Genomic DNA, 24654 nt, shown 5'->3' with positions numbered 1-24654 from the left:
CGAAAGGCTGCCGATCGTTCCGATATCCAGATTGGAATGAGCAGATCAAACGGTTGGTCGTATCGATCAGATTGCGCGATATAAGCTGCATGACCCTGGAGCAGCTCAGAATATTCGTCGGTGTCGCGGAGCGCGAACACGTCACCAAGGCAGCGGAGGTGCTGAACGTCACGCAGTCTGCTGCCTCCGGCGCGATTGCTGCCCTCGAAGCGCGCTACGGGGTTCCTCTGTTTCACCGCGTCGGGCGTGGCATCCAGCTGACCGAAGCAGGCCGCGGCTTTCTGGAGGAAGCGCGCGCGGTGCTGGGGCGGGCAGCGCATGCCGAGACGATGCTGGCGGACTATGCCGGGCTTGCCCGTGGTTCATTGCGGATCGTCGCCAGCCAGACGATCGCGAGCTACTGGTTGCCGGCAAAGCTCGCCGCCTTCCACGAACGCCACCCGCAGATCGCGGTTGAGCTCGCGATCGACAACACCGAAGGTGCGGCAGCGCAGGTCCTGAGCGGCGCGGCGGAACTCGGCTTTGTCGAGGGCGAGGTGGACGAACCGGCACTCGCCCACTGGACTGTCGGGCGTGATCCGATGGTGCTGGTCGGCCGCGAGGACGCCGAACGTGTCGACGAGGCCTGGCTGCGCACTGAACGCTGGATCGTCCGTGAGCTGGGATCCGGTACGCGCTCGACCTTCGAGGACGTGCTGCGAACGCGCGGGTTTGATCCGGCCCAGCTGACGATAGCGATGACGCTGCCGTCCAACGAGGCGGTGCGTACCGCGGTCGAGGCCGGTGCCGGCGTTGCCGTCTTGTCGCGATTGGTCGTAGCTCGTGCGCTCAAGGCCGGTGACCTTGTCGAGCTGCCGCTCGGGCTGCCCGACCGCGCCTTTCACGCGCTGCGCCACAAGGAACGCTATCGCACCCGCGCGGCCGACGCGCTGACGGACCTCATCAAGGAGCAGGTCGCATGACTGCCGACACGCACTCCGTTCTGAGCGGCCTCAAGCCGCTCAGCCGGCTCGATCACCCCCGCGAGATGATCCGCCAGTTCACGCCCAACTGGTTCGCCGCGACGATGGGCACGGGCATCCTCGCGCTCGCACTGCCGCAGGTACCCGGCATTGGACCCTCGCTGAAGCCATTCGGCGAGGTGTTGTGGTTCTTCAACATCGCACTCTTCGCGCTGTTCGCCGGCCTCTATGGCGCGCGCTGGGTGATGTTCGGGCATGAGGCGCGGCGCATCTTCGGGCACAACACCGTGTCGATGTTCATCGGGACCATCCCGATGGGGCTGGCGACAATCATCAACGGCTGCCTCGCCTTCGGCATCGCGCGGTTCGGGAATGGCATCGTACCGGTCGCGCAGGTCTTGTGGTGGATCGACGTCGCCATGTCGCTCGCCTGCGGCGTGCTGATCCCGTACCTGATGTTCACCCGCCACGAGCATAGCCTGGACGGCATGACCGCGGTATGGCTGCTGCCGGTCGTCGCTGCCGAAGTGGCGGGTGCCAGCGGCGGGCTGCTCGCGCCGCATCTGGCCGATCCCCACGCGCAGCTAGTCACGCTTGCGACCTCCTATGTGCTGTGGGCCTATTCGGTGCCGGTCGCGTTTGGCATCCTCGCCATCCTCATCCTGCGCATGGCACTCCATAAGTTGCCGCATGAAAGCATGGCGGCATCCTCCTGGCTGGCGCTGGGACCGATCGGCACGGGTGCTCTGGGCATGCTGGTGCTCGGGGCGGACGCGCCGGCGATCCTCGCGGCGCACGGGCTGGCCGGTGTCGGTACCGTCGCGGAAGGGATCGGCGTTGTGGCCGGACTCTGCCTGTGGGGCTTCGGCCTGTGGTGGCTGGCGCTCGCGACGCTTATCACCATCCGCTACTGGCGCGCCGGCGTCCCGTTCAACCTGGGCTGGTGGGGCTATACCTTTCCGCTCGGCGTCTACACCGTCGCCACCTTCCGCCTAGGCACGACGCTGAACCTCGGTTTCTTCGGTTTCGTCGGCACGGTGCTGACGGTTGCGCTTGCGGCGATGTGGCTGCTCGTCGGCGCCAAGACGCTGGCCGGCGCATGGCGCGGCAACCTGTTCGTCTCACCCTGCATCGCCACCCCGAACTGATCCGCCATGATGATCGGATCAGTCGGTCCGATCACTTGCGAAACGCCCCTTCGATCCGCCAGCGTGGCTGGCCACAGGAGAGCCTTGTCATGTACAATTTCGACGCCGGACTGGCGAGTGAGACCAGCCGTCGCCGCTTTCTCAGGCATGCCGCGCTCGGTACCGCCGGCCTTGCCGCCGCGCCGGCACTGGCGCAGCAGCTCGTCGACCTGAAGCTGCCTGGCGGCAATGCCGAACGGCCGATGACCAGCGCCTTTCCCGGCAAGGGCAGCATGATCCTCCAGCGTGTCCATCCGCCCTTGCTGGAAACGCCGATGGACGTGTTCGACAAGTCGGTGTTCACGCCCAACGACCAGTTCTTCGTCCGCTGGCACTGGGCCGACATCCCGACCTCGATCGATGTCGAGACTTTCCGCCTCAACGTCTTCGGCCACGTCAACCGACCGCTGTCGATCAGCCTCGCCCAGCTGCTGCGCCTGCCGCGGGTCGAGATGGCGGCGGTCAACCAATGCTCGGGAAACAGCCGTGGGCTGTTCCAGCCACGTGTTGCCGGCGCGCAATGGGGCAACGGCGCGATGGGCAATGCCAAATGGCTCGGTGTGCGCCTGCGCGACGTGCTCGACCTCGCCGGGGTCAAGACAGGCGCGGTGCAGGTGCGCTTCGGTGCGCTCGATCAACCGGTCGTGGCGGGCGCCCCTGACTTTGAGAAGGCGCTCGACATCGACCATGCCCGCGACGGCGAAGTGATGATCGCCTTCGGCATGAACGGCGAGCAGCTGCCGCTCCTCAATGGCTTTCCCTGCCGGCTGATCGTGCCGGGCTGGTACTCGACCTATTGGGTCAAGATGCTGAACTCGATCGAGGTACTGCCCGGCCCCGACGACCAGTATTGGATGGCCAAGGCCTACAAGATCCCCGCGACGCCGGGCGCGAATGTCGCGCCCGGCGCCAGAGACTTCCCGACTGTCCCCATCAACCGCATGATCCCGCGCAGCTGGATGACCAGCCTGCCCGATGGCCAGACGATAGCCTATGAGGCATCGATCCCGGTCGGCGGCATCGCGATGGGCGGCGACTGCGGCGTCGCCAAGGTCGATGTGTCGTCGGACGGAGGCCGCACCTGGTACAGGACGACGCTCGGAGCGGACGAGGGCAGGTACAGCTTCCGTCGGTGGGATGGTCGCGTGCCGCTGCGACGCGGTGCCAACCCGATCATGGTGCGCTGCTGGAACACCAACGGTGTCGCCCAGCCGATGAAGCCGATCTGGAACCCGGGCGGGTTCATGCGCGGCAATATCGAGACCACCACCATCATCGCGGCCTGAGGAGCGAGTAGCATGAAGACCCCGTCTCCCGGCATCATGGCTGCTGGCCTGATCGGCCTGACCGGCATTATCCTCGTCTCGATCGGGGCGCCGAGCAGCCGCAAGGCGCCTGCCCCGATCTCCGAGACATCCGAGCCGGCACCGCCCACCAGCGTCTCAGCCCGCGGCTTTTCGCTCGCCTCGACCAGCGTCGACCTGCCGGTCGATGACGCTACCTACCCCGATGGTCCGCACGCCGACGTCATCAACGCCAACTGCACTTCGTGCCACTCGGCCAGCATGGCGCTAACTCAGCCTGCGCTATCGGTGGATCAGTGGAAGGCGACCGTCACCAAGATGCGTGAGGTGTACAAGGCGCCGGTGGCCGAAAAGGACGTCGACGCGATCGTTGCTTATCTCATCGCTATGCCGAGCCAGAAAGCGGCACCCGCAACCGGCAAGGCACAGGATCCCGACCCCAAGGTGGCTCCTGATGTCTCAGGTGGAACCGGATAAGCAAACCTCTCGCATAACCTAAAAAGGCGATTTCGACAGACGATCGGCAGCCTTCAGTAGGACTTTTTCAACAGCCACGGACGGTTTTGACACCGACTTGCTGTTTACTGGCCTATAGGCTAGGGGGGTATCCTATGTCACATTTGTCTCAAACCAATGTCGATCTGGTCGCCCGCGTTCGTCGCATCGCCGGACAAGTCGGCGCGGTCGAGCGAGCACTTCAATCGGACTCGTCGTGTTCCGACGTGCTCCATCTGGTTGCCGCCGTGCGCGGGGCGGTGAATGGCCTCATGGACGAGATTATCGCCGAACACCTCGAAGCGCATGTGTCGCGGCCCGGCCTCGATGATGCCGAGCGGGCGGCAGGTGCCGAAGAACTGCTGGCGGTGATCCGCCGCTACGCCAAATAGGACGCTTTTCATGGCGGCTTTGCCCGAAATCGACGCCTTCACGCACGACCATGTATTCCTGGGCGCGGCGCACGACGACAATGCCCGCCGGACCCTGTGGGTCGTGGCGCTTACCGCCGGGATGATGGTGGTGGAGATCATCGCCGGTTATCTGACCGGCTCGATGGCGCTGCTCGCCGATGGCTTTCACATGGCGACACACGCGGGCGCGCTCGGGGTCGCCGCGGCCGCTTACGCCTATGCCAAGCGCCATGCCTCCAGCCGGGCCTATAGCTTCGGCACGGGCAAGGTCGGCGACCTGGCCGGGTTCGCGTCGGCGATGGTGCTGGGCCTGATCGCGCTCGGGATCGGTGTCGAGTCCATCCTTCGCCTGTTTCAGCCGATCACGGTCGCATTCGGGGAAGCGACGCTCATCGCGGTGGTCGGTCTGGGCGTGAACATCGCCTGCGCCTTCCTGCTCTCGGGCGGGCACCATCACGGGCACGACCATCATCACGGGCATGACCACCATCACGGGCACGGGCATGCGCACGGCGCGCATGGCGGTGACAACAACATGCGCTCCGCCTATGTCCATGTCCTGGCCGACGCGCTCACCTCGGTTCTCGCCATCGCCGCGCTGCTGGCGGGCCGCTATCTCGGCTGGGTGTGGATGGATCCGGTGATGGGCATCGTCGGTGCGATCGTCATCGCGCGCTGGTCATGGACGCTGATGCGCGACACGGCGTCCGTGTTGCTCGATGCGACCGATCATCATGTAGAGGAGGAAGTGCGCGAGTTGGTCGAGGCGCCAGGCGACGCGCGTATCACCGATCTTCATGTCTGGCGCGTCGGTCCGGAAGCCCACGCCGCGATCGTCAGCGTCGTAGGCGGGCAGGGCGTGACCGGCGACGATATCCGCGCCCGCCTCGCACCGGTTCATGAAATCGCGCACCTGACCGTCGAGTGCCGCTAGCCCTCGAAGGCGGTCAGGATCGGGCATGGTCCCTCCGCTCCTGACCCGCATTCATGTGCGAGCCGGCGAAGCGAGGCGCGCACCCGCTCAAGCTCCTCGATCTTCGCATCCAGTTCGGCAATGCGCTCGCCCGCGAGCTGGCGCGCGCGGGCGCGATCGTCGGTCGCATCCAGCGCCAGAAGCTCACCGATCTGCTCGAGCGTGAAACCGGCTGCCTGCGCCGAGCGGATGAAGCGAAGGCGGCGGGCGTCATCGGTGCCGTAGCGCCGGATGCCGCCTCCGGCGCCAGCCCCGGTCGGCCGGTCTGGCTCGTCCAGCAAACCGCGACGCTGATAGTAGCGCACCGTTTCGACGCCGACGCCGCCCTCGCGCGCGAGCGCCGCGATCGTCATGCCGGTCATGCCTTGACTCCGTACTATGGTACGGACCCTATATAGGCGGGGCGAGGATATTGGAGAAGCGGCATGGCGAGCGCCCCCGCCAAACAGGCGACGATCTACCGGATGGTGATGCCGGAACATACCTGCCCTTTCGGGCTGAAGGCGAAGGATCTTCTGCGCCGGGAAGGCTATGCGGTCGATGACCATTGGCTGATGACGCGGGAAGAAACCGACGCTTTCAAGGCGACGCACGGCGTCAAGACGACCCCGCAGATCTTTATCGCCGGGGAGCGGGTCGGCGGCTATGACGATCTGCGCCGCTTCTTCGGCAAGATGGTCCGCGACCCCAAGGCCGTCACCTATCGCCCGGTGATTGCCGTGTTCGCGATGACGGCGCTGATGGCGCTCGCCGCCAGCTATGCGGTACTCGGCACGCCCTTCACGGTGCGGGCGGGTGAATGGTTCATCGCGTTCTCGATGTGCGCTCTGGCGATGCTCAAGCTCCAGAACGTCGAGAGCTTCTCGAGCATGTTCCTCAACTACGATCTGCTCGCGAAGCGCTGGGTGCCCTATTCCTATGTCTATCCCTACGCGGAAGGAGCGGCGGGCGTCCTGATGGCAGCCGGCGCGTTGACCTGGCTGTCGGTGCCCGTCGCGCTCGTTATCGGTACGATCGGCGCGGTGTCGGTGTTCAAGGCCGTCTACATCGACAAGCGTGAGCTGAAATGCGCGTGCGTGGGCGGGGACAGCAACGTGCCGCTCGGCTTCATCTCGCTCACCGAAAACCTGATGATGGTCGCGATGGCGCTGTGGATGATCGCTGCGCCGCCCGTGCTGGCGATGGCGCACTGACGCGAAGGTCGGCACGCGTCGTCAATGCGGGCTGATCGCCGTAACTTCTGCCGTCATACCCTTCGCCTTGGCGGTGAATGCGACCCGCTGCCCCGACCGCAGTCCCTTGAGCAGGGTCGGGGGGGATGCCCGGAAGGTCATCGTCATTGCGGGCCAGCCGATCGTCGGGATCGGGCCGTGCTTGATGGTTACGGTTCCACCTTTCGCGTCGACGGCAGTGATCGTCCCCGATCCGCTGCCGGATTTTACAGCCGATGCAGCCGGCCTGCTGCCTTGAGCAAGAGCGCTCGCTGCGATCGGCGTGACTAGTAGCATGAATGCGGCGCGCATGGAGAAAGTGGCTTTCATCAGATCTTCCTTTCGGGGCGGGTTGAAGCTCGCCGCCGCAAGAGCAAGTAGGCGGCTGGCAGGATGAACATGGAGAGGAAAGGGGCGGTCAGCATTCCACCGATCATCGGCGCGGCGATCCGGCTCATCACCTCCGATCCGGCGCCATGCCCGATCAGCACGGGGAACAGCCCGGCGACGATGACAGCGACGGTCATCGCCTTGGGACGTACCCGCAACAGCGCGCCCTCCCTGATCGCTTCCGATACTTGCTCGCCCGACGGTGACGGCCCGCGCTCGGCCAATGCGTGTTTCAGGTAGATCAGCATGACGACGCCGAACTCCGCCGACACGCCGGCGAGCGCGATGAACCCGACACCTGTGGCGACCGATTGCGCATAGCCGAGCAGCCATAATGTCCAGATGCCGCCGGTCAGCGCGAAGGGCAGTGTGCCCATGATAAGCGCCGCCTCGTCGAGGCGACCGAAGGTAAGGTAGAGGAGAAGGAAGATGATCGCGAGTGTCGCCGGCACGACGAGCATCAACCGAGCCTCGGCACGCTGCAGATACTCGAATTGTCCGGAATAGGCGATCGAGACGCCGGGGCTGAGCCGAACATCTTTGCCAACAGCACGGCGCAGATCGGCGACCGTGGAGGCCAGGTCGCGCCCGCGCACGTCGACATAGACCCATGTCGAGAGTCGACCATTTTCCGTCTTGAGCATCGGTGGACCTTCCGCGATCGACACGGATGCGACGGTGCCGAGTGTGATCTGCTGACCCGATGCGGTGACGATTGGGAGAGTTCGCAGTCCCTCCAGACTGTCACGCAGCTCGCGGGGGTAGCGGACGCTGATCGGGTAGCGGGCAAGGCCCTCCACCGTCTGGCCGATCGTCTCGCCGCCGATCGCGCCGGACACAATCTCCTGCACATCGGCGATGTTGAGACCGTAGCGCCCCGCGGTCACCCGATCGATATCGACATCGACATAGCGGCCTCCGGTCAACCGTTCTGCCAATGCCGAGCTGACGCCCGGCACGGTCCTGGCGACACGTTCGATGCTGCCGGCGATGCGGTCCAGCTCGGAGAGGTTGGACCCCGACACTTTCACCCCGATGGGACTCTTGATGCCGGTCGCGAGCATATCGATCCGATTGCGGATCGGAGGCACCCATACGTTCGTGAGGCCGGGCACGCGCACTGTGCGGTCCAGCTCCTCCACCAGCTTTGCCGGCGTCATCCCCGCGCGCCATTGATCGCGCGGCTTGAATTGGATGGTCGTCTCGAACATCTCGAGCGGTGCCGGGTCGGTCGCGGTCTCGGCGCGCCCGGCTTTGCCGAACACGGTTTTGACCTCGGGAACGGTTTTTATCAGCCGGTCTGTGCGCTGGAGCAGGGCCGAGGCGCTCGCGGCCGAAAGGCCGGGAAGCGCGGACGGCATGTAGAGCAGATCGCCCTCATCCATCGTCGGGATGAACTCGCCACCCAATCGGGTCAGCGGCCATGCCGTCGTCGCCAGTACCAGGGCGGCGATGCCGATCGCCGCCCAAGGCCGCGCCAACACGCGGTCGAGCGCCGGGCGATAGGCACGGGTGAGCACGCGGTTGATAATGTTGTCGTTCTCGGCCGGAATGCGTCCCCGGATCAGCCATCCCATCAGGACCGGCACGAGCGTTACCGACAGGATCGCCGCTGCCGCCATCGCATAGCTCTTGGTGAAGGCGAGCGGGGCGAACAGCCGTCCCTCCTGCGCTTCGAGCGTGAACACCGGCACGAACGACAGCGTGATGATGACGAGGCTGAAGAACAGCGCCGGCCCGACCTCGGCCGCGGCCTCGGTGATGACGCGCCAGCGTTCCTCGCCCGCCAGCGCCACGCCCGGATGGTCGTGTTCCCATCGCTCGATCCGCTTGTGCGCGTTCTCGATCATCACGATCGCGGCATCGACCATCGCGCCGATCGCGATGGCGATACCGCCCAAAGACATGATGTTGGCGTTCACCCCCTGCACACGCATGACGAGCAAGGCCGCGAGCACCCCCAGAGGCAAGGTGACGATCGCGACCAGCGCAGACCGGACATGCCACAGAAACAACCCGCAGATGATCGCGACGACGACGAACTCCTCGATCAGCTTGCCCGTCAAATTCTCCACCGCGCGGTCGATCAATTGCGAGCGGTCATAGGTGGTGACGATCTCGACGCCGGGGGGAAGGCTCGCTTTCAGTTCCGCGAGCTTGGCCTTGACGGCTTCGATCGTCTGCCGTGCATTCTTGCCCTGACGCAGGATGACGACTCCGCCCGCGACCTCGCCTTCGCCGTTCAGCTCGGCGATGCCGCGGCGCATCTCGGGGCCGATCTGGATCGACGCGACGTCGCCCAAGGTAACGGGGACGCCGGCACCGGCGACCTTGAGCGGGATCGCGCGGAAATCGTCGACGGTGCGCAAGTAACCTGACGCGCGCACCATATATTCGGCTTCGCCCAGCTCGAGGACGGACCCGCCGGCCTCCTGATTGGCGCGGCGAATGGCATCGACGGCCTGAGTGTGCGTGACACCGAATGCGGCGAGCCGCGTCGGGTCGAGCAGCACCTGATATTGCTTCACCATTCCGCCGATGCTCGCCACCTCCGCAACGCCGGGCAGCGTTTTCAGTTCATAACGTAGGAACCAGTCCTGCAAGGATCGGAGCTGCGACAGGTCACGGCGGCCGGTGCGGTCCAACAGCGTGTATTCATAGACCCAGCCGACCCCCGTCGCATCAGGACCCAGCGCGGCCTGCGCGCCTTGGGGAAGCCGTCCCTGCACCTGGCTCAGATACTCCAGCACGCGTGAGCGCGCCCAATAGAGGTCGGTCCCATCCTCGAAGAGGACATAGACGTAGCTGTCGCCGAAGAACGAATAGCCGCGCACGGTTTTCGCGCCAGGCACGGACAGCATCGTCGTGGTGAGCGGATACGTCACCTGGTTCTCGACGATCTGCGGGGCTTGGCCCGGCCAGCTCGTGCGGATGATGACCTGCGTGTCGGACAGGTCGGGGAGCGCATCGACGGGGGTGGCACGCATTGCGAACACCCCGGCCATGGCGAGCGCGATGGCCGCCAGGACGACGAGGAAGCGGTTCGCGACCGACCAGCGGATGATCGCGGCAATCATCGCCCAGCCTCGCGCGTCATGCGGCGCAGCGTTGGACCATCGGCGGGTTGATCAAAGCCGAACCGCACCCGCTCACCCTTGCGATACCCACGCACCAACGCGGGATCGGCGACGCGGAACGTCATTGTCATGGCCGGCCAGCCGATCGCCGGAACGGGCTGATGGGACAGGGTGACGGAACTGCGATCGATCGCCTCGATGCTGCCGACCGTCTCGTAGATCGACGCGGTGGGTTTCACGGCCGGCTTTGTTGCGGGTGACGCTTCGACACCAATCGGACGCGCATCGAGGCCAGCGAGGCTCGCTTCGGAGTCGATCAGGAACTGGCCCGACGCGACAACCTTCTCACCCTCGGTCAGGCCGGCGACTATCTCGGTTTTGCCGCCGCCTTCTGCGCCAGTGCGAACCTCGGCGGGTCGAAAGCGTCCACCCGGCCCTGCCAACATGACGAGTGTGCGCCGGCCGGTCCGGATCACGGCCTCACTCGGAACAAGGAGTGCATCGCGGCTCCCCTGGTCGAGCGCCACGCTGGCGAACATACCGGGGCGCAACCGGCCGGCACGGTTGGGGAGCTCGACGCGGATTGTGAGCGTGCGGCTCGCTGCCTCGGCCTGGGGCAGGATCGCAGCGATGCGGCCCCTGAAGCTTTCGCCCGGGAAAGCCGCCAGCGTGGCGATGACGGGCGTGCCGATCCGCAGGTTTCCTGCGAGGGCCTCAGGGACAGCCGCGTTCAGCCACACGGTGGCGAGGCCGTTCACCTCCGCCAGTGTCTGTCCTTGCGCGACCGTCATCCCCTGTCGGACGCCGAGCGTCTTGATGACGCCCCCCACGGGCGTGCTGATCGTCGTCACACCTTGCGGTCGGCCGCGCCACTCCGCCGATGCAATCGATCCGGCGGGCATCCCGAGAAGCAACAGGCGCTCTCGTGCCGCCCGCGTGAGCCCGGCATCCCCGGTGCGGCGCACGGCGAGATACTCCGCCTGCGCGCCCGCCCATTCGGGCACAAGGATATCGGCGAGCGGGGCGCCTGCCGGCACGACATCGCCTGGCGCGCGCGCATAGACGCGCTGAACGAAGCCGCCGCTGCGTGCCTGCACGACCGCAACGTTGCGGTCATTGAACTCGATGCTGCCGGTTGCCGAGGCCGAGTTTGACAACGATCCGCGTTCGACCGTGACGATCCGCGCGCCGAGCCGCTGGAGGCTGGCCGGATCGATCGCTACGCCCGGTGCGGCGCTACCGCCTGCGCCCTCGTCGGCATAGCGGGGGATCAGTTTCATCCTCATCGACGAGAGACCCGGGCCGTCGTGCCGCTCCCCCGGGATCATCGGATCATACCAGTAGAGGATCTTCTTCTGCGGGGCTGGGGATGCCGTTTGATCGGCAGCCGAGGACGTGCCAAGTTTCGCGAGCCCGAAGCCCACGCCCCCTGCGACCAGCACCAGCGCGCTTACCGCGGTGACAAGGCGGGCGCGGGTAATGGTAGTGTCGCTCATCGATCGGCGCTCCCGAAGGTAATGGTGAGGCGGACAGAGTCTGCGGCGACGAGCGCCTCACGGTCGAGCACGGTCAGCTCGGCGTCGGCGAGCGCGGTCTTGGCTTCGATGGCATCCGCAAGACTCGCGCGACCGGCAGAGTAGCTCGCTATCTCCAGATCGGCTCGCTTCCGAGCGAGCGGAAGGAGCACGTCGCGCGCGCGCTGCCATTGGCTGTGATGCATTTGGTGGTCCGCCAGCGCGGCCTCCAGATCGGCTGCCAATGTGCGCCGGGTTTCTTCGCGCGCGGCCTCGGCCTGCGCCTGTGCGGATTTGCGGGCTTCGATGCGCGGGTTCTGACGCGATCGAGCGAACAGCGGCAGGCTCATCGAAACTCCCGCCGACACCATGTCGCCATACCGGGGGTCACGGCGTTGATAAGCTACCTCTACCCCCCAATCGGGTCGCTTCTCCGCTCGCGCCGCATCCACGTCGGCCTGGGCGCGCTGAATACCGGCCTCGGCGAGAACCATGTCGGAGTGAAGGCTGAGCGCGTCCCGCAGCCGCGCCGGAGCCAGATCGATCGCGGGCATATCGCCGGCAATCTCGGGCGCCGATACGCCGGTCCAGCGAGCCAGCATCGCGCGGGCGCGCGCAACGGCGGCCATCAACTCGTCGCGGCGGTCGTCGAGTGCCGCGATCTCCTGATCGGTCGTCAGTGTCTGACCAGGGCGGACCGAACCGGTCGTCACGGCGGCCCGCGCAGCGGAAGGGAGAGATCGAAGGAATAGCAGAACGGTGTCGAGGGCAGCTAGTCGACGCTCGGCATAAGCAAGGTCGATCCATGCCTGCCCCGCTCCCAATCGCACCTCCCGGAGCTTGGTCGCTTGCGATGCTTCTGCCGTTGCGATCACGGCGCGTGCCTGCGCTTGCGCGGCATGACGCTTGGCAAGGTTGGGTAGGTCCTGTTGGAAACCGACACGCCCCATCGTCATGTCGTCTCTGGATAGGGAGAAGGCGGGTGGCCCAGAGACAGGATAATTCTCGATTCCGATCGACACACGGGGGTCCGGAAGGCTTCCCGCCGCACGTGCATCGGCTTGGGCGGCGCTGACCCCCGCGCGACCGGCAACCGCTCCCGGGGCGTTGGCAACCGCATCGCGCAGCGCTTGGTCATAGGTAAGTGTCTGCGCGTGCGCGGCGCTCGTCGTGAGCGCGGCGACCGCGAGCATCATGGATGCGCGCATCCCTCTAGTCCCTCCATGTCATAATGATGGCCGGGCTCCAAATGGTTGATCGGAGCCCGGCACCTGTTCAGGCTCGCCAGCTTAAGTTGACTGGCCGCCCTTCATTGACATGCAGGCGTCGCGACCGCGTTCCATCATCGGGCACACGCAGGCGCTCGACTGGGGAACGTCCGTAACCCATACGCGACGTGGGGCTTGAAGCGGCGCCCGCGGGCCCGGCTGGTAATTGGAACGCCACTCCCAATGACCATTGCTTTTATTTTCAGATGTGGCCGCCGTCGCTGCCGACGCGGCGAGGCTAGCGGCAAATACCGCCAAGATGAACGTTTTCATGTCACTTTCCAATTTGATCGAGATTTAAAATCGGCAGAGCCGCAACCGGCGAACGGCTGCAGCCTGACACGGCTTGACTCGATCAAACGGTAGGCGGTTCGGGCTCGGGAGCGACGTTGAGGCCGGCAAGTGCCCGGCTGGCAGGCCAGATAACGATTTGAGATGCGATCGAGCGCTTCAGCACTCTTGCCGGCTCCTCAAACGTCATGGGAACAACGCATCCCATTTGGGCGATACACGCCAGCGTCAGTCCTTTGCATGGGTGTTCCGATGACGGATCCGGGGTCGCCATACCCGCGCAATCCATGCGGGATGGGGTGACATGGCTCATCGCCATCTTGGGTGAGAGCGATGGGCCGGCCGCATACGCAATTCCTTGGCCCAAAAGGCCAAGCAACGCTCCAACAAGAAGCAAGAGAGAAAGACGAGCTTTCAACACCCGGATACTATCCCAATTGTCAACGCCGAGGTCAATACGGGTGGTTTGCCGGGTGCCGTAGTGCCGGCATGAAGCGCCGGGGAAGATTTGCCGCTCACAAGACAACCTGTCGTTTAGGCGCCGTGGCTAGGGTCAGGACTCGTTGATCACAGCCAGAAGATGACGGTGGCGGCGAGGGCGACGGCGGAGAAGAAGGCCGTTGGGCAGCGATCATAGCGGGTGGCAACACGCCGCCAGTCCTTCAGGCGGCCGAACATGATCTCGATGCGGCTGCGGCGCCGGTAGCGGCGCTTGTCATAGCTGACGGGCTCGTTGCGGGATCGCCGACCCGGGATGCAGGGCTTTATGCCCTTGGCCTGGAGAGCGTCCCTGAACCAGTCTGCGTCGTAGCCGCGGTCGCCCAGCAGCCACTGCGCCTTTGGCATGTCATCGAGCAGCGCTGCAGCACCGGTGTAGTCGCTGACCTGGCCCGCGGTCATGAAGAAGCTCAAGGGGCGTCCGTTCGCGTCGGCGACGGCGTGGAGCTTGGTGTTCATGCCGCCTTTGGTGCGCCCGATCAGCCGACCAAGATCCCCTTTTTAACCCGCAGGCTCGATGCCGTGCGGTGCGCCTTCAGGTAGGTCGCGTCGATCATGACCGTCGTCGGCTCGGCGTCAGCGGCAGCCAAGCCTTCCATCATTCGTGTGAACACGCCCGCCGCGCCCCAACGCTTCCAACGGTTGTACAGCGTCTTGTGCGGGCCATAGTCGCTGGGAGCATCTCGCCAGCGCAGCCCATTGCGGTTGACGAACACGATGCCGCTCAGCACCCGTCGGTCGTCCACCCTCGGTCTGCCGTGGCTCTTGGGAAAGAACGGCCGCAGCCGCTCGATCTGCTCATCCGTCAGCCAAAACAGGTTGCTCATCCAGGTCTCCTCACGGAGCCTGAATCAGATCGCGACCCTCACATCAATAGGTCCTGACCCTAGCAAAGACACGCCGGCCAGCGGCACCGAACGCAATGACGTCATAGGGCTGGGTTCTCATGCCGGGCACCTCCATGCCCGGTGAGCCCATCGGCATTCCGGCCACGGCCAAGCCGCGCACGCCTTTAGGATGCTGGGCCAGCGCGCGCTTCATGTCCGCGATCGGGACATGTCCCTCAAACGCCATGCCGTCGATGATCGCGGTATGGCAGGACGCGAGGTCAGCGGGCAGGCCGATCTTACGCTGCAGCACCTCACGGCGATCATCGTCGATGATCTGGACCTTGCGGCCGAACTGCTGACGCACCTGCGCCGCCCATTTCTCGCAACAGCCGCAACCCGGATCGCGGTGCATGGCGATGTCGGCCGCGGCCGATGCGACCGCTGGGATGGTCATTAGCAAGGCGGCGACGGCGCCACGAACACCATTCTTCATCATCAGCTCCTAAAAGGAAATCCCCGCCCTGCCGGGGGGTAGGGGGATCGACAGGGCGGGGCAGCGCTCCCTTATTGCGGGCGCTTGCCGTGCTTGCTGAGCCACGCCTGCAGCTCGGCAATATCCTTTTCCTGTTTCGTGATCGTCATCTGCGCCATGCGCTTGGTCTCGGCGTCGCGCGCGTCACGCACCGCAACGCGCGACATGGCGATGGCGCCTCGGTGATGCTCGATCATCTTGCGCGTCCACATTTCGGCCGCGTCGCCCTGCTTGGCCGCCATCATCTTCTGATGCATGTCCATCTCGGCCTGGCCGTAGGGATTGCCGGCCATCATGCCCGCCATGTCGTCGTGGTTCATGCCGGCCATCTGACCGTGGTTCATGCCCTGCATTCCGCCGCTCTGCTGCGCGAGGGCGGGCGTGGCGAGCAGCGCCAAAGCTGCGAATGTTGGTGCGAAGCGCATTATTGATCTCCCTGGGTTCTAAGACTTCTACGCGTGCGAGGCGGCTATCCCTCACCCGGGGTGCTAGAACGCGCGAGAAATTGTCAGGAAACAGGACTTTATTTCCGAGGGCTACGCTCCTGAGCCGCGTATATTATGCCTCGATCACGATGTTGCGACGCCGCGTTTTGGGCCATCGCATGTAGAGAAGCACTGCCCCCCCTAACCAAAGCGCAAGCCCACCGATCGCGAAGGCGAGCAGCCAGGGCGTGTTGAAGTTCTCGTGATTCGTCCAATCCATGATGTGAAGGCCCCAGAAGAAGTCGTAGAGCCGCCAAGTGCCGGTTCGGACAGCCGAGATCCGACCGGTGTCGGCCGCGACAAAGACGCGGGTGGAATCGAGGTCGGCGAACGCGACGCGCCAGGCGGGGAGCGTGCCGCGATATTCGGGGCTGGCGCGCTCGATCCGCTCTACCTTCGCCGCTGGTCGAGCACCGCCACGCCATGCCAAACGCGCGATCTCCTCGGCCTCACGAGCCGTTGGTGCTGGCAGCGCTTGGCCCGTCGCGGCGTCGAACAGGCGCGTTCCCTTGGCTGTCGCGACCTCGGCGACCGGGCGGCCAAGCCACATGCGATAGGTGATGGCCTCGATGGGCGCATCTGCTGCGCCTACGATCGCCGATGGTGGGGCGAACGTGCTGCCGCGGGGAAGGGGCGCCGCGCCTTTGCGGTCAACGAGGTGATCGCCATGCACCCGATCGATCGGCAGGAAGCTCATCAGGGCGCCGCTTGCGAACCATAGCAGGAGCTGCGCGCCGATGATGATCGCGAGCCATTTGTGCGTGCGGCTCGCGAGTAGATGCAGCCTCAGTTTCGCGCTTTTCAGAACCACTCCTCCCTCAACCTCGTCGCCGGGGTCACTTCATACCCGGCATGTCCTTCATCATCTCGTCGTGATCGGCCGGGGCGCTCACGACCAGTGCCTTATACTGTTCGGGCGTCATGCCGGGGAGCTTGCGGACGAACGCGACCATATTCCAAATTAGGGGGTCGGGATGCGTCTTGCCCCATGCCGGCATGGCGCTGAGCTTCACCCCGTGCTTGATGATCCAGAATTGCTGGGCGGGGGTGAGATCTTGAGCGCGCGCGAGTTCCGGCGCCTGTGGATAGAGGCCCTGGCTCATCTCGGATTTCTCGACGCCGGGGCCGAGATGGCAACCGGAACACATTTCTCCGTAAAGGCCCGCGCCGACTGACACGCGCTGCGCCGATGCCAGATCGGCCGGGGGTGTTATGCCGCGCGCGCGTGCCTCAATCGACCGATCGCGCAGGCGTTCGAGCATTGAATAGACCGCCGGCGTGTGCGGTTCGTCGGCCGCGATGTTATACACGCCAAGGTAGATAAACGCGGCTGCGCCCAGCGCCAGGACGATCGCCAGGGCGCCTACGAACGGCAGGCTCGGGAAGTGCTGCCTTATCGAGCGCCTGCCGTCTTGAGCCATCTGTTCCTCCATCGATCAGAACCAGACACGAACGCCGGCGACGATGCTCTTGGACGTTGCGCGATCCCCATCGGCGCGCGCGTAGCGGGCGGTGTCGCCGAAGCGGCGATCCCATGACACGCCGACATAGGGGGCGAACTCGCGCCGGATCTCATAACGCAGCCGCAATCCAAGCTCGGCGTTGGATAGGCCCGATCCGATCCGGTTTTCCGGCACGTCCTGCGCAGCGAAATTGAGCTCGGCGCGCGGTTGCAGGATCAGCCGCTGGGTGATGCGCTGGTCGTAATAGCCCTCAAGCCGCCCTAGCAGGTCGCCCTTGTTGGACAGGAATACCGCGCCCTCTAGCTCGAAGAAGCCCGGTGCCAGCCCCTCCAGCCCGACGGTCGCATAGGTGCGTTTCGGGGACGGCCCCAAATCCTGGCGGACACCCGCTTGTAGATTGAAATAAGGGCCAATGGTCCGGCTATAGAGCGCCTGCACCTCGGCGCTCTCGATGCCCTCGCGGAAGGCTCCCTCGCCCTCAGACTTGATGAAGAGGCGGTTGATGTCACCCCCGAACCACGCCTCGCCATCCCAGCGATAGCCGTCACGACCGTTGCGGAATTGATACTCAGCGAGGTTCAATAGCACCTGGCTGAAGTTTTGACCGCCGTGATGCTGCTGAAGGTGATGGCGACCCATCGCCATCGCGTCCGCGCCGTAAACGCTGTCGGCCGCATGGTCGGTCGGCAGGGGCGGGGCGGGGGCGTTTCCTGCGGGAAGCGCGGTGCCAGTCTGCTGCACCCCATCGGCCGCCATGCCTGGCATTCCGGCCATTCCCGACATGCCCTGCATGTCGTGGCCGCTGTGCTGGTCGGCTGGCATGGTCATCCCCGGCATCGCCGAATGGTCCATGCCCTGCATCGGCTGCTGGGAGCCCTGAGGGACCGTTTGGCCGTTTCCGGGCATCTGCATCCCCGGCATGGCTTCCATGCCCTGCTGTGAGCCCTGCGGAGCCGCATGGTCCATGCCGGGCATAGACGAGTGATCCATGCCCGGCATGGTCCCGTGATCCATACCATTCATGCCGGCCGTTGGCGCGGCGCGGCGTTTCGTCGTCGAAGCTGATGGTCGCCTCGCAGGAGCTGACCTAGTCTTGGCCGGCTTGCCTTTGGCCGTGGGCTTCACCACCGGCTTCTTTTTCGCAGGCATCGGCATGGTCATGCCCGGCATTGCCGAATGATCCATGCCCTGCATCGACTGAGCGGCGACAGGACCGGCGATGCCGAGCATGGTGGTGGCGGCGAGCGCCGCGGTCAGCCGGTTCATGCCGCCTCTCCCGCGAACGGGCGAACGGTGACGACGCGCATCATGCCTGCGGTCATGTGGTAGAGATTGTGACAGTGGAACGCCCAATCGCCGGGTGCATCGGCGGTCAGATCAAAGGTCATCTTGCCTCCAGGCGGCACGTTGACGGTGTGCTTGCGCGGCGCATGATTGCCGTGCCCCGTCACCAGCTCGAAGAAATGGCCGTGGAGATGGATGGGGTGCGGCATCATCGTATCGTTGACCAACGTCACCCGCGCCCGCTCGCCTTTGCGGAACGGGATGGGGTCGGCGGGATCGCTCAGCTTCTGCCCGTCGAAGCCCCACATGTAGCGCTCCATGTTACCGGTCAGATGGATCTCGAACTGACGCGACGGCGCGCGCACGTCGGGGTTGGGCGCGAGCGAAACGAGGTCGCGATAGGTGAGGACGCGGTGATCCAGGCCCCCCAGACCCTGGGGCGGTTCACCGCTACGGTCCTTCGGCATCGGGGAGATGGTCTGCACGCCCGGCCCCATCTTCACGCCCGGCGCATTCTTCGGGTCGCGCATGTTCATGTTCATGCCGCCACCCGACCCGTGGTCCATCCCGGCCATGCCGCCAGCCTGGCCCGATCCGCCCGACATGGCACTATGGTCCATGCCGGCCATGCCAGCACCGCCCGCTGCCATTTGGCTATGGTCCATCCCGGGCATTACAGCGCCGCCCATCTGGCTGTGGTCCATGCCCGACATGCCGGACATGCCCGCCATCGCTGCGCCTGCCGCGACCGTCCCGTGATCGGTCGGCCCCTTCCAGCCCGTCAGCTTCCAAAGATTGCGCGAGGCGTTCTGCATCAAGGTGGGGTCCGGCCCGCGCGTGGCGACCGGGCTCTCGTCCTTCATGCCGGACATGCCCTGCATCCCGCCCATGCTCCCCATGTCCATGCCCATATCGGTCATGGTCAGCAGCGTGCGCGGACGAAGCGGCGGGACCGGGGCGACCATCCCCTCACGCGGGGCGAGCGTCGCCCGGCCCATGCCGGAGCGATCGATAGCCTCGGAGACGAAGCTGTAGGCCCGGTCCTCGGGCGTCACGATCACGTCGAACGTCTCGGCAACGCCGATCTGGAACTCGTCGATCTTCACCGGACGGACATTCTGCCCATCGGCCTGCACGACGGTCATCGGCAGGTCGGGGATGCGGACGTTGAAGTTGGTCTGCGCCGCGGCGTTGATGATCCGCAAGCGGACCCGCTCGCCCGGCTTGAACAGCCCCGTCCAGTTGTCATACGGCCCGTAGCCGTTGACCAGGAAGGTATAGGTCGAGCCGGTGACGTCGGCGATGTCGGCGGGGTCCATTCGCATCTTTCCCCACTCGATCCGGTCCTTGAGCGGCATTTCCCGACCCGCGAGCAAGCCCGCGAGGGTCGGCCGCTGATAGTTGAAATAGGCGCCGCCCATCTGCTTCAGCTTCCGGAAAATCTGCTCGCCGGTCATCTGGCTGTGGTCGGACAGCACGATCACATGCTCGCGGTCGAACGCGATCGGATCGGCACCGGCCGGGTCGATCACGATCGGCCCGTAAAGTCCGCCCTGCTCCTGCTCGCCGGAATGGCTGTGATACCAGTAGGTGCCCGACTGGATGATCGGGAACTCGTAGATGAAGGTCGAGCGCGCCTTGATGCCGGGGAAGCTGATGCCGGGCACGCCGTCCATCGCGAACGGCACGAGCAGCCCATGCCAGTGGATCGAACTGTCCTCGTCGAGATTGTTGGTGACGGAGAGGCGGACCTTTTGCCCCTCCTTCAAGCGAATGAGAGGGGCCGGCACCGTGCCGTTGACGCCGATTGCGGGCGTCGACTTGCCGTCGACGGGAAGTCTGAAACTGTCGATCGTCAGCGCGATGTCAGTGCCCGAGACGGTCGGCAGCGGTTTGACGATCCCGCCCGAGACAGGCTGCGCCCACGCGGGCATATAGGCGGTCAGCGCCATGCCACCGCCAGCAAGGGCGGCGCCGCGAAGCATCTGGCGGCGATCGATAGTGCGGCTCATACGGTCCTCAAGGCTCTCGAACGGGAGTGTCCCTCTAGCCTTGATACGCAGCTCAGGGCGCTATCCCTCAGCGCCCGCCCAATCGCTCCAGCAACTTCGATCGCGCGCGATAGAGGCGGGTTTCTACCGCCTTTTCGCTGATCGACAACACTGCCGCGGTTTCAGCCTGGCTCAACCCCTCGATCGTGCGCAGCACCAAGGATTCCTTCAATGCGGTCGGCAAGCCCGCAATGGCGCGCGTCACGCGGTCGAGTTCCTGTCGGTCGCCCGTCGCGTCGTCGATCGCCACCTGGTCGTCTGCAATGGCTTCGGCTTCCGCGCCGATCGGTGCGGCGAACGCCAGAAAGCGCCGCACGGTGCGCTTGCGCCCCCAATCGCGGCACTTGTTGATCGCGATCGTCGATAGCCACGCGCGCATCGATCGATCGCCGTCGTAGCGGGGCAGGGCCTGATGCGCCGCGACGAAGGTCTCCTGCAGAAGGTCCAGCGCCTCGTCGGCCTCGCCGACGCACGCGCGCACCATGCGGAAGATTGACTGCCGATGGCGGCGCATGATCTCGGCGAAGGCGGCTTCGCGCCCGGCGATGCTGAGGGTCGCCAGCTCGCCGTCCGTAAGCGTGGTCCAGTCGAGGCTCACGCGCCGAACCTCAACGTGCGTCGTCGGTGAGCGCCTTCACCACGGCCTGATCGAACTGGCCGGTCTGATTGGGCCGCAAGAGCTGGCGCATGGCGAAGATGTGCGCCAGCGTCGCTTTCTGGAGCTCGCCCATGACGGCGTGGCTCTGGTCGACCGCTGCGGCGACGCGCGGCCCGTTGCCATGCTCGGCCTCGATCGCTTCAGCGAGCCGGGCATTGTTCGCCCGCAATTCCAGCTCGAATGCGCGCCGCTGCACGGCGAAACGCTGCTCCAGCACTTCAAGTCGCGCTTCCTGGTTGGCGTCCAGCGCCAGCTTATGATGCAGCACGTCGTGCAGCTCCGAGCCGGGCTGGGCACGTGGCGGAAGTAGCGCCCGCCCCACGAACACACCGATGATCGCGGCGATGAAGCACGCGACAATGCCAAGCAGAAGGCGGATGCGGCCGCTCATTGCACGCCGACGAGCAGCGTGGAGGGCGCGAGCGGCGACACCGGCCCCAAGGGCGATAGCGAAGCCGCGCTGGCTTCCTTCGCGGGCACACCGGCACCGAAGATGCCCATGACGAGCGCCGCAGCGATCGTCATTGCCCCAACGCCTAAGCCGGCGCGCGCCGCTGGACGTGCGGCGACCCGCGCCAGCACGCGATCTTCCATGCCATCAAGGCTCGCGGGCACGGGTGCTTGCGCCAGCCTCATCAATACTGCGTCGAGGTCCATGTCGTTCACTCCACCCCTCTAGCATGGATTACGCAAGCGACGCGCCCATCCCTCAAATCCATCCGTGAGGGGTGGTCGATCGGGGCGCGTAATGAAGGACAGGAACCCTCCTGTCGAAAGGCCCCCTATGCGCCGCCTATCCGTTCTGACTGCTGCTGCCGCTCTCGTCATGTTCGCCGGAACGGCGAACGCCCATCCTAAGCTGGTGTCGGCATCGCCGGCCGCCAATGCGACGGTCGCGAAGCCCGCTCGTATCGAACTTCATTTCAGCGAGAAGCTGATGCCAGCCTTCTCCAAGGCCGATCTCACGATGGCAGCGATGCCCGGCATGGCAGCCATGAAGATGGCCAGCGCCTCCGCGCTCTCGTCCGATGGCCGGACCCTCGTCATCACCCCGAAATCGCCGCTCCCATCGGGTCGGTATAGCGTCGCGTGGAATGTCGTCTCGACCGACACCCACAAGGTCGCAGGAACCTACGTCTTCGCGGTGAAGTGAGGCGATGGGGGACTGGTCGCTTATCGGCGTCCGCTTCGCGCTCTACGTGACGCTGGCTGCGCTGTTCGGCCTTGCCGCATTCAGCCTTTATGGGCTGCGGGCGCGCGAGCGCGGCGACGCGCTCGCGCTGCGTCCCTGGTTCATCGCCAGCGCTGGCCTGAGCCTGTTGTTTTCAGGCGCCTGGGTCGTGCTGATGGCCTCCTCAATGGCCGGAACGCCGGCCTGGCCGATCGACCGTGAAGCAGTCGGCGCGCTGCTCACCGGCTCTGCGATCGGAGCAGCATGGAAGCTGCGCATGGTCATGGTGGCCCTCGCGGCGCTGGCAGCGCTGGTCGCGGGCGGGCGCGGCATCTGGCTGAGCATCGTCGCGCTCTGCTCGGCCGTGGCACTCGCAACGCTGGCGTGGACCGGACACGGCGCGATGGACGAAGCCGTGATGGGCTGGGTCCACCTCATCGTCGACATTCTCCATCTGATCGCCTCGGGCGCTTGGGTTGGCGCACTACTGGGGCTGCTCCTGCTCGTCTCCCGACCCGCGGCGCGCGTAGACGCGGCGCATCTGGGGCTGACGCACCGCGCGCTGCACGGGTTCGGCGCGATCGGGACGGTTGTGGTCGGCACGATCCTCGTCACCGGCCTGGTCAACGGCTGGATGCTGGTCGGGATCGGCAACCTCGCCACGCTTCCTGCGACGCTCTATGGTCAGCTCCTGATCGCAAAGCTGGCGCTGTTCGTCGCCATGCTAGGGCTCGCCTCGCTCAACCGCTTCCGGCTCACGCCGGCATTCGAGCGGTCGATCGCAGCGGACGATCACAAGGGCGCCCTCGGCGCGCTGCGGACAAGTCTGGCGATCGAAACCGCCTGTGTCATCGCGGTTCTCGGGCTGATCGCCTGGCTCGGGACGCTCGCGCCGCCTGCATCGGCGATGTGATGCGCGGCCGGGGAGCCCTCGCGGTCCCCGGCCGTTCACGGGGCCGCGCCTGATGGATCAGTCGATCCTGCTCGACGAGACGGGGAGGATGCTGGCCGTGGCCGGCCTGATCTGCGTGGTGCTGCTCGTGCCGATGATGATCGTCGGGCTGATAATCAGCATCATCCAGGCGGCGACGTCGATTAGCGAACAGACGCTGAGCTTCGTGCCTAAGCTGATCGCGCTAGGCGTATGTTTGGTGATTTTCGGGAGCGCAGCGACCGAGCTCCTGACCAAGTTCACGGCCGAGCTGTTCGCTGTGATCGCGAGCATGGGCCGTTGATATGCAGATAGCTGCGCGGGCGGGCGACCGCCCGCGCAAGCCCCGCTATGCCGCCATCCGATCGCAGGAATCGGCGCACTTCCGGCACGCTGCCACGCAATCCTCCATGCCGCCCAGGGCCTCGCAGCTCGCTGCGCAAGCCCGGCAGATCTCGGCACACTCGCGGCAGATATGCTGATGGTGGGCGGACTTGCGCGCCATGAAGTCGATCGCAACCGCGCAAATTTGCGCGCAGTCGGCCATGATCTTCATATGCTCGGGCGCGGCGTGCTGGCCGCCCATTTCGAGGCAATGGTTCATCGCCATGTGAAGACAGGTCACATGGCATTCGTGGCAGGCGTCCATGCACGCCTTCATGCCGGGGTCGATCTGGTGCATCGCATTATCTCCGTATGAGCCCCCGCCTGTTCCTAGATACGCGCGCCGCGCGATCACCCCTTGCCGCGATCTCCGTCGTTCGCGGCAAGTTACATGGCCCACCGACCGAACAGCGTCGCAACGATGATGCCCGCGCCAAGCATGATGAGCGTCAACACTGTCATCGCGGCGATCTGAGGTCCGGTCACGCGCGCGCCGGCCGCCATGCCGCTCATCCCTGCCATTGCGTCGTGTCCCATGTCCGGCATCGGCGTGGCCGATTGCCGGTCCGCGCCGACTTCGTGTCCGCCATGCCCCAGCGCGCGCACCGTGCCCATGCCGTGCTTCAAGCGCACGCCAACCAGCCAAAGGTTGATCGGATAGGCGACTGCGAACCCGACGAGTGTCGCCAGCGACATGACGCCCCAAAAGCGGAGCGAGCTGGCGTGCATCGCGGCCATGTCGCGGCTCATCAACACCACCATCGTCGGGATCATGCCGGCCATGACGGCATTCATCGACAGCCATTCGGGGATGAACGACATGCGAAGCGCGCCCCAATAGGAACCGCCCGCCATGTCGCGCATGAAAAGCGCCTGGAAAATCAGCAGTCCGAACGCGAAGCCGAACACATATTCCGCGATCACGTCCTGCCACATCGGCAGGCCGAGCGCCGTGGTGATCGCGGCTGCGGCGATGACGCCGGTTGCATCGCCCGCCATGCAATGGATGGCCGAGCCGAACGCCTGCTTCCAGAGCGGTCGAACGAAATCCTCGTGCCGCTCGTTCGCCGGCTCCTGGCAGGACAGGACATAGGCCGCGGCCATGATCGGGCCACCATAGAGCGTGACCAACAGCCACCCCCATTTCATCACGCGCAGCTCGGGGTTGCGGGTGAAGGCATCCCACGCGACGTAAGCGACCGAAAGGGCGGTCAGCACGAACCACCCGATCAGCACGGCGTCGAGCCAGGGGGCCGGGGATGGCATCGTCACGGCAGCACTC

General features: G+C 65.5%; 27 protein-coding genes. 10 read left to right on the top strand and 17 right to left on the bottom strand.

Going from position 1 to position 24654, the window contains the following annotated elements; genetic code table 11:
• Nucleotides 1-89: 89 nt before the first annotated feature.
• The 6 genes from ABLE43_RS19450 to dmeF all read left to right on the top strand — a co-directional run bounded on the left by ABLE43_RS19450 (nt 90) and on the right by dmeF (nt 5295).
• Nucleotides 90-962: a LysR family transcriptional regulator gene (locus ABLE43_RS19450; RefSeq protein WP_058733710.1), complete on the top strand. Its 873-nt coding sequence runs from the start codon at nt 90-92 to the stop codon at nt 960-962.
• On the top strand, nt 959-2110 hold the full coding sequence (locus ABLE43_RS19445; RefSeq protein WP_125960888.1) for a TDT family transporter: 1152 nt from the start codon (nt 959-961) through the stop codon (nt 2108-2110). Before ABLE43_RS19450 ends, ABLE43_RS19445 begins: the two co-directional genes overlap by 4 nt.
• An 89-nt stretch (nt 2111-2199) precedes the next feature.
• Entirely contained in the window at nt 2200-3435 is a 1236-nt protein-coding gene (locus ABLE43_RS19435; RefSeq protein WP_125960889.1) for a molybdopterin-dependent oxidoreductase, read from the top strand.
• A gap of 12 nt (nt 3436-3447) precedes the next feature.
• Complete coding sequence (locus tag ABLE43_RS19430; RefSeq protein WP_125960890.1) at nt 3448-3930, top strand: hypothetical protein; 483 nt, start codon at nt 3448-3450, stop codon at nt 3928-3930.
• A gap of 134 nt (nt 3931-4064) precedes the next feature.
• A complete protein-coding gene (locus tag ABLE43_RS19425) occupies nt 4065-4340 on the top strand; it encodes a metal/formaldehyde-sensitive transcriptional repressor (RefSeq protein WP_081609170.1) in 276 nt (91 codons plus the stop codon).
• A gap of 10 nt (nt 4341-4350) precedes the next feature.
• On the top strand, nt 4351-5295 hold the full coding sequence (gene dmeF, locus ABLE43_RS19420) for a CDF family Co(II)/Ni(II) efflux transporter DmeF (RefSeq protein ID WP_017980771.1): 945 nt from the start codon (nt 4351-4353) through the stop codon (nt 5293-5295).
• On the opposite strand, the gene ABLE43_RS19415 is transcribed toward dmeF, so the two are convergent.
• Nucleotides 5292-5696 (bottom strand): MerR family transcriptional regulator, encoded by a 405-nt coding sequence (locus ABLE43_RS19415; RefSeq protein WP_017980772.1) that lies wholly within the window; start codon nt 5694-5696, stop codon nt 5292-5294. The two genes, dmeF and ABLE43_RS19415, sit on opposite strands and share 4 nt — an antisense overlap.
• Before the next feature lie 63 nt (nt 5697-5759).
• On the opposite strand from ABLE43_RS19415, the gene ABLE43_RS19410 reads away from it, so the two are divergent.
• Nucleotides 5760-6527 (top strand): glutaredoxin family protein, encoded by a 768-nt coding sequence (locus ABLE43_RS19410; RefSeq protein WP_125960891.1) that lies wholly within the window; start codon nt 5760-5762, stop codon nt 6525-6527.
• Between the two features lie 21 nt (nt 6528-6548).
• Here ABLE43_RS19410 and ABLE43_RS19405 read toward each other — a convergent pair whose 3' ends face one another.
• The 14 genes from ABLE43_RS19405 to ABLE43_RS19340 form a co-directional block, all read right to left on the bottom strand.
• Nucleotides 6549-6875 (bottom strand): copper-binding protein, encoded by a 327-nt coding sequence (locus tag ABLE43_RS19405; protein ID WP_017980774.1) that lies wholly within the window; start codon nt 6873-6875, stop codon nt 6549-6551.
• Nucleotides 6875-10012 carry an efflux RND transporter permease subunit gene (locus ABLE43_RS19400; RefSeq protein WP_018251208.1) on the bottom strand — a complete coding sequence of 1046 codons (3138 nt, stop codon included), beginning with the start codon at nt 10010-10012 and terminating at the stop codon, nt 6875-6877. Before ABLE43_RS19400 ends, ABLE43_RS19405 begins: the two co-directional genes overlap by 1 nt.
• Nucleotides 10009-11508 (bottom strand): efflux RND transporter periplasmic adaptor subunit, encoded by a 1500-nt coding sequence (locus tag ABLE43_RS19395; RefSeq protein WP_043060764.1) that lies wholly within the window; start codon nt 11506-11508, stop codon nt 10009-10011. The genes ABLE43_RS19400 and ABLE43_RS19395 overlap by 4 nt, the downstream gene beginning before the upstream one ends.
• Nucleotides 11505-12722: a TolC family protein gene (locus tag ABLE43_RS19390; protein ID WP_018251210.1), complete on the bottom strand. Its 1218-nt coding sequence runs from the start codon at nt 12720-12722 to the stop codon at nt 11505-11507. The genes ABLE43_RS19395 and ABLE43_RS19390 overlap by 4 nt, the downstream gene beginning before the upstream one ends.
• 930 nt (nt 12723-13652) lie before the next feature.
• A protein-coding gene (locus ABLE43_RS19385; RefSeq protein ID WP_348979808.1) for an IS5 family transposase occupies nt 13653-14410 on the bottom strand; the annotation gives its coding sequence in 2 pieces (ribosomal slippage) (nt 13653-14077 and nt 14077-14410; 759 coding nt in all).
• Between the two features lie 43 nt (nt 14411-14453).
• Entirely contained in the window at nt 14454-14909 is a 456-nt protein-coding gene (locus tag ABLE43_RS19380) for a DUF411 domain-containing protein (protein ID WP_425475292.1), read from the bottom strand.
• 68 nt (nt 14910-14977) lie between these two features.
• Nucleotides 14978-15370 carry a DUF305 domain-containing protein gene (locus ABLE43_RS19375; protein ID WP_042469554.1) on the bottom strand — a complete coding sequence of 131 codons (393 nt, stop codon included), beginning with the start codon at nt 15368-15370 and terminating at the stop codon, nt 14978-14980.
• 133 nt (nt 15371-15503) lie between these two features.
• Nucleotides 15504-16241, bottom strand: a complete 738-nt coding sequence (locus ABLE43_RS19370) for a PepSY domain-containing protein (protein ID WP_348979807.1) — start codon at nt 16239-16241, stop codon at nt 15504-15506.
• Nucleotides 16242-16266: 25 nt separating this feature from the next.
• Complete coding sequence (locus ABLE43_RS19365; RefSeq protein ID WP_348979806.1) at nt 16267-16851, bottom strand: c-type cytochrome; 585 nt, start codon at nt 16849-16851, stop codon at nt 16267-16269.
• Nucleotides 16852-16866: 15 nt separating this feature from the next.
• Nucleotides 16867-18159, bottom strand: a complete 1293-nt coding sequence (locus tag ABLE43_RS19360) for a copper resistance protein B (RefSeq protein WP_024310688.1) — start codon at nt 18157-18159, stop codon at nt 16867-16869.
• A complete protein-coding gene (locus ABLE43_RS19355) occupies nt 18156-20189 on the bottom strand; it encodes a copper resistance system multicopper oxidase (protein WP_017980784.1) in 2034 nt (677 codons plus the stop codon). Before ABLE43_RS19355 ends, ABLE43_RS19360 begins: the two co-directional genes overlap by 4 nt.
• A 67-nt stretch (nt 20190-20256) precedes the next feature.
• Nucleotides 20257-20826 (bottom strand): RNA polymerase sigma factor, encoded by a 570-nt coding sequence (locus ABLE43_RS19350; RefSeq protein WP_017980785.1) that lies wholly within the window; start codon nt 20824-20826, stop codon nt 20257-20259.
• Between the two features lie 10 nt (nt 20827-20836).
• Nucleotides 20837-21277 carry a periplasmic heavy metal sensor gene (locus tag ABLE43_RS19345; protein WP_017980786.1) on the bottom strand — a complete coding sequence of 147 codons (441 nt, stop codon included), beginning with the start codon at nt 21275-21277 and terminating at the stop codon, nt 20837-20839.
• The gene (locus ABLE43_RS19340; protein ID WP_020486670.1) at nt 21274-21543 is read right to left on the bottom strand and encodes a hypothetical protein; all 270 of its coding nucleotides are present in this window, start codon (nt 21541-21543) and stop codon (nt 21274-21276) included. The genes ABLE43_RS19345 and ABLE43_RS19340 overlap by 4 nt, the downstream gene beginning before the upstream one ends.
• Before the next feature lie 127 nt (nt 21544-21670).
• Here ABLE43_RS19340 and copC point away from each other — a divergent pair, with 127 nt between their 5' ends.
• Genes copC through ABLE43_RS19325 form a run of 3 tightly spaced genes read left to right on the top strand, consistent with a single transcriptional unit; the run spans nt 21671 to nt 23292 of the window.
• The gene (copC, locus tag ABLE43_RS19335) at nt 21671-22039 is read left to right on the top strand and encodes a copper homeostasis periplasmic binding protein CopC (RefSeq protein ID WP_020486671.1); all 369 of its coding nucleotides are present in this window, start codon (nt 21671-21673) and stop codon (nt 22037-22039) included.
• A 4-nt stretch (nt 22040-22043) separates the two neighbouring features.
• Entirely contained in the window at nt 22044-22970 is a 927-nt protein-coding gene (gene copD / locus ABLE43_RS19330) for a copper homeostasis membrane protein CopD (RefSeq protein ID WP_017980789.1), read from the top strand.
• 52 nt (nt 22971-23022) lie between these two features.
• Entirely contained in the window at nt 23023-23292 is a 270-nt protein-coding gene (locus ABLE43_RS19325) for a flagellar biosynthetic protein FliQ (RefSeq protein WP_017980790.1), read from the top strand.
• A 45-nt stretch (nt 23293-23337) separates the two neighbouring features.
• Here the strand turns inward: ABLE43_RS19325 and ABLE43_RS19320 are convergent, their stop codons facing one another.
• Together ABLE43_RS19320 and ABLE43_RS19315 are read right to left on the bottom strand one after the other, a co-directional pair.
• Nucleotides 23338-23670, bottom strand: a complete 333-nt coding sequence (locus ABLE43_RS19320; protein WP_017980791.1) for a four-helix bundle copper-binding protein — start codon at nt 23668-23670, stop codon at nt 23338-23340.
• An 89-nt stretch (nt 23671-23759) separates the two neighbouring features.
• Nucleotides 23760-24638: a DUF4396 domain-containing protein gene (locus tag ABLE43_RS19315; RefSeq protein WP_017980792.1), complete on the bottom strand. Its 879-nt coding sequence runs from the start codon at nt 24636-24638 to the stop codon at nt 23760-23762.
• Between the last annotated feature and the right edge of the window lie 16 nt (nt 24639-24654).

This window comes from Sphingomonas silueang (assembly GCF_040049155.1).
In the GTDB taxonomy this organism is placed as follows: domain Bacteria; phylum Pseudomonadota; class Alphaproteobacteria; order Sphingomonadales; family Sphingomonadaceae; genus Sphingomonas; species Sphingomonas silueang.
Note: the sequence above shows the minus strand (reverse complement) of the source record. Positions and strands in the feature narration are given on the sequence as shown.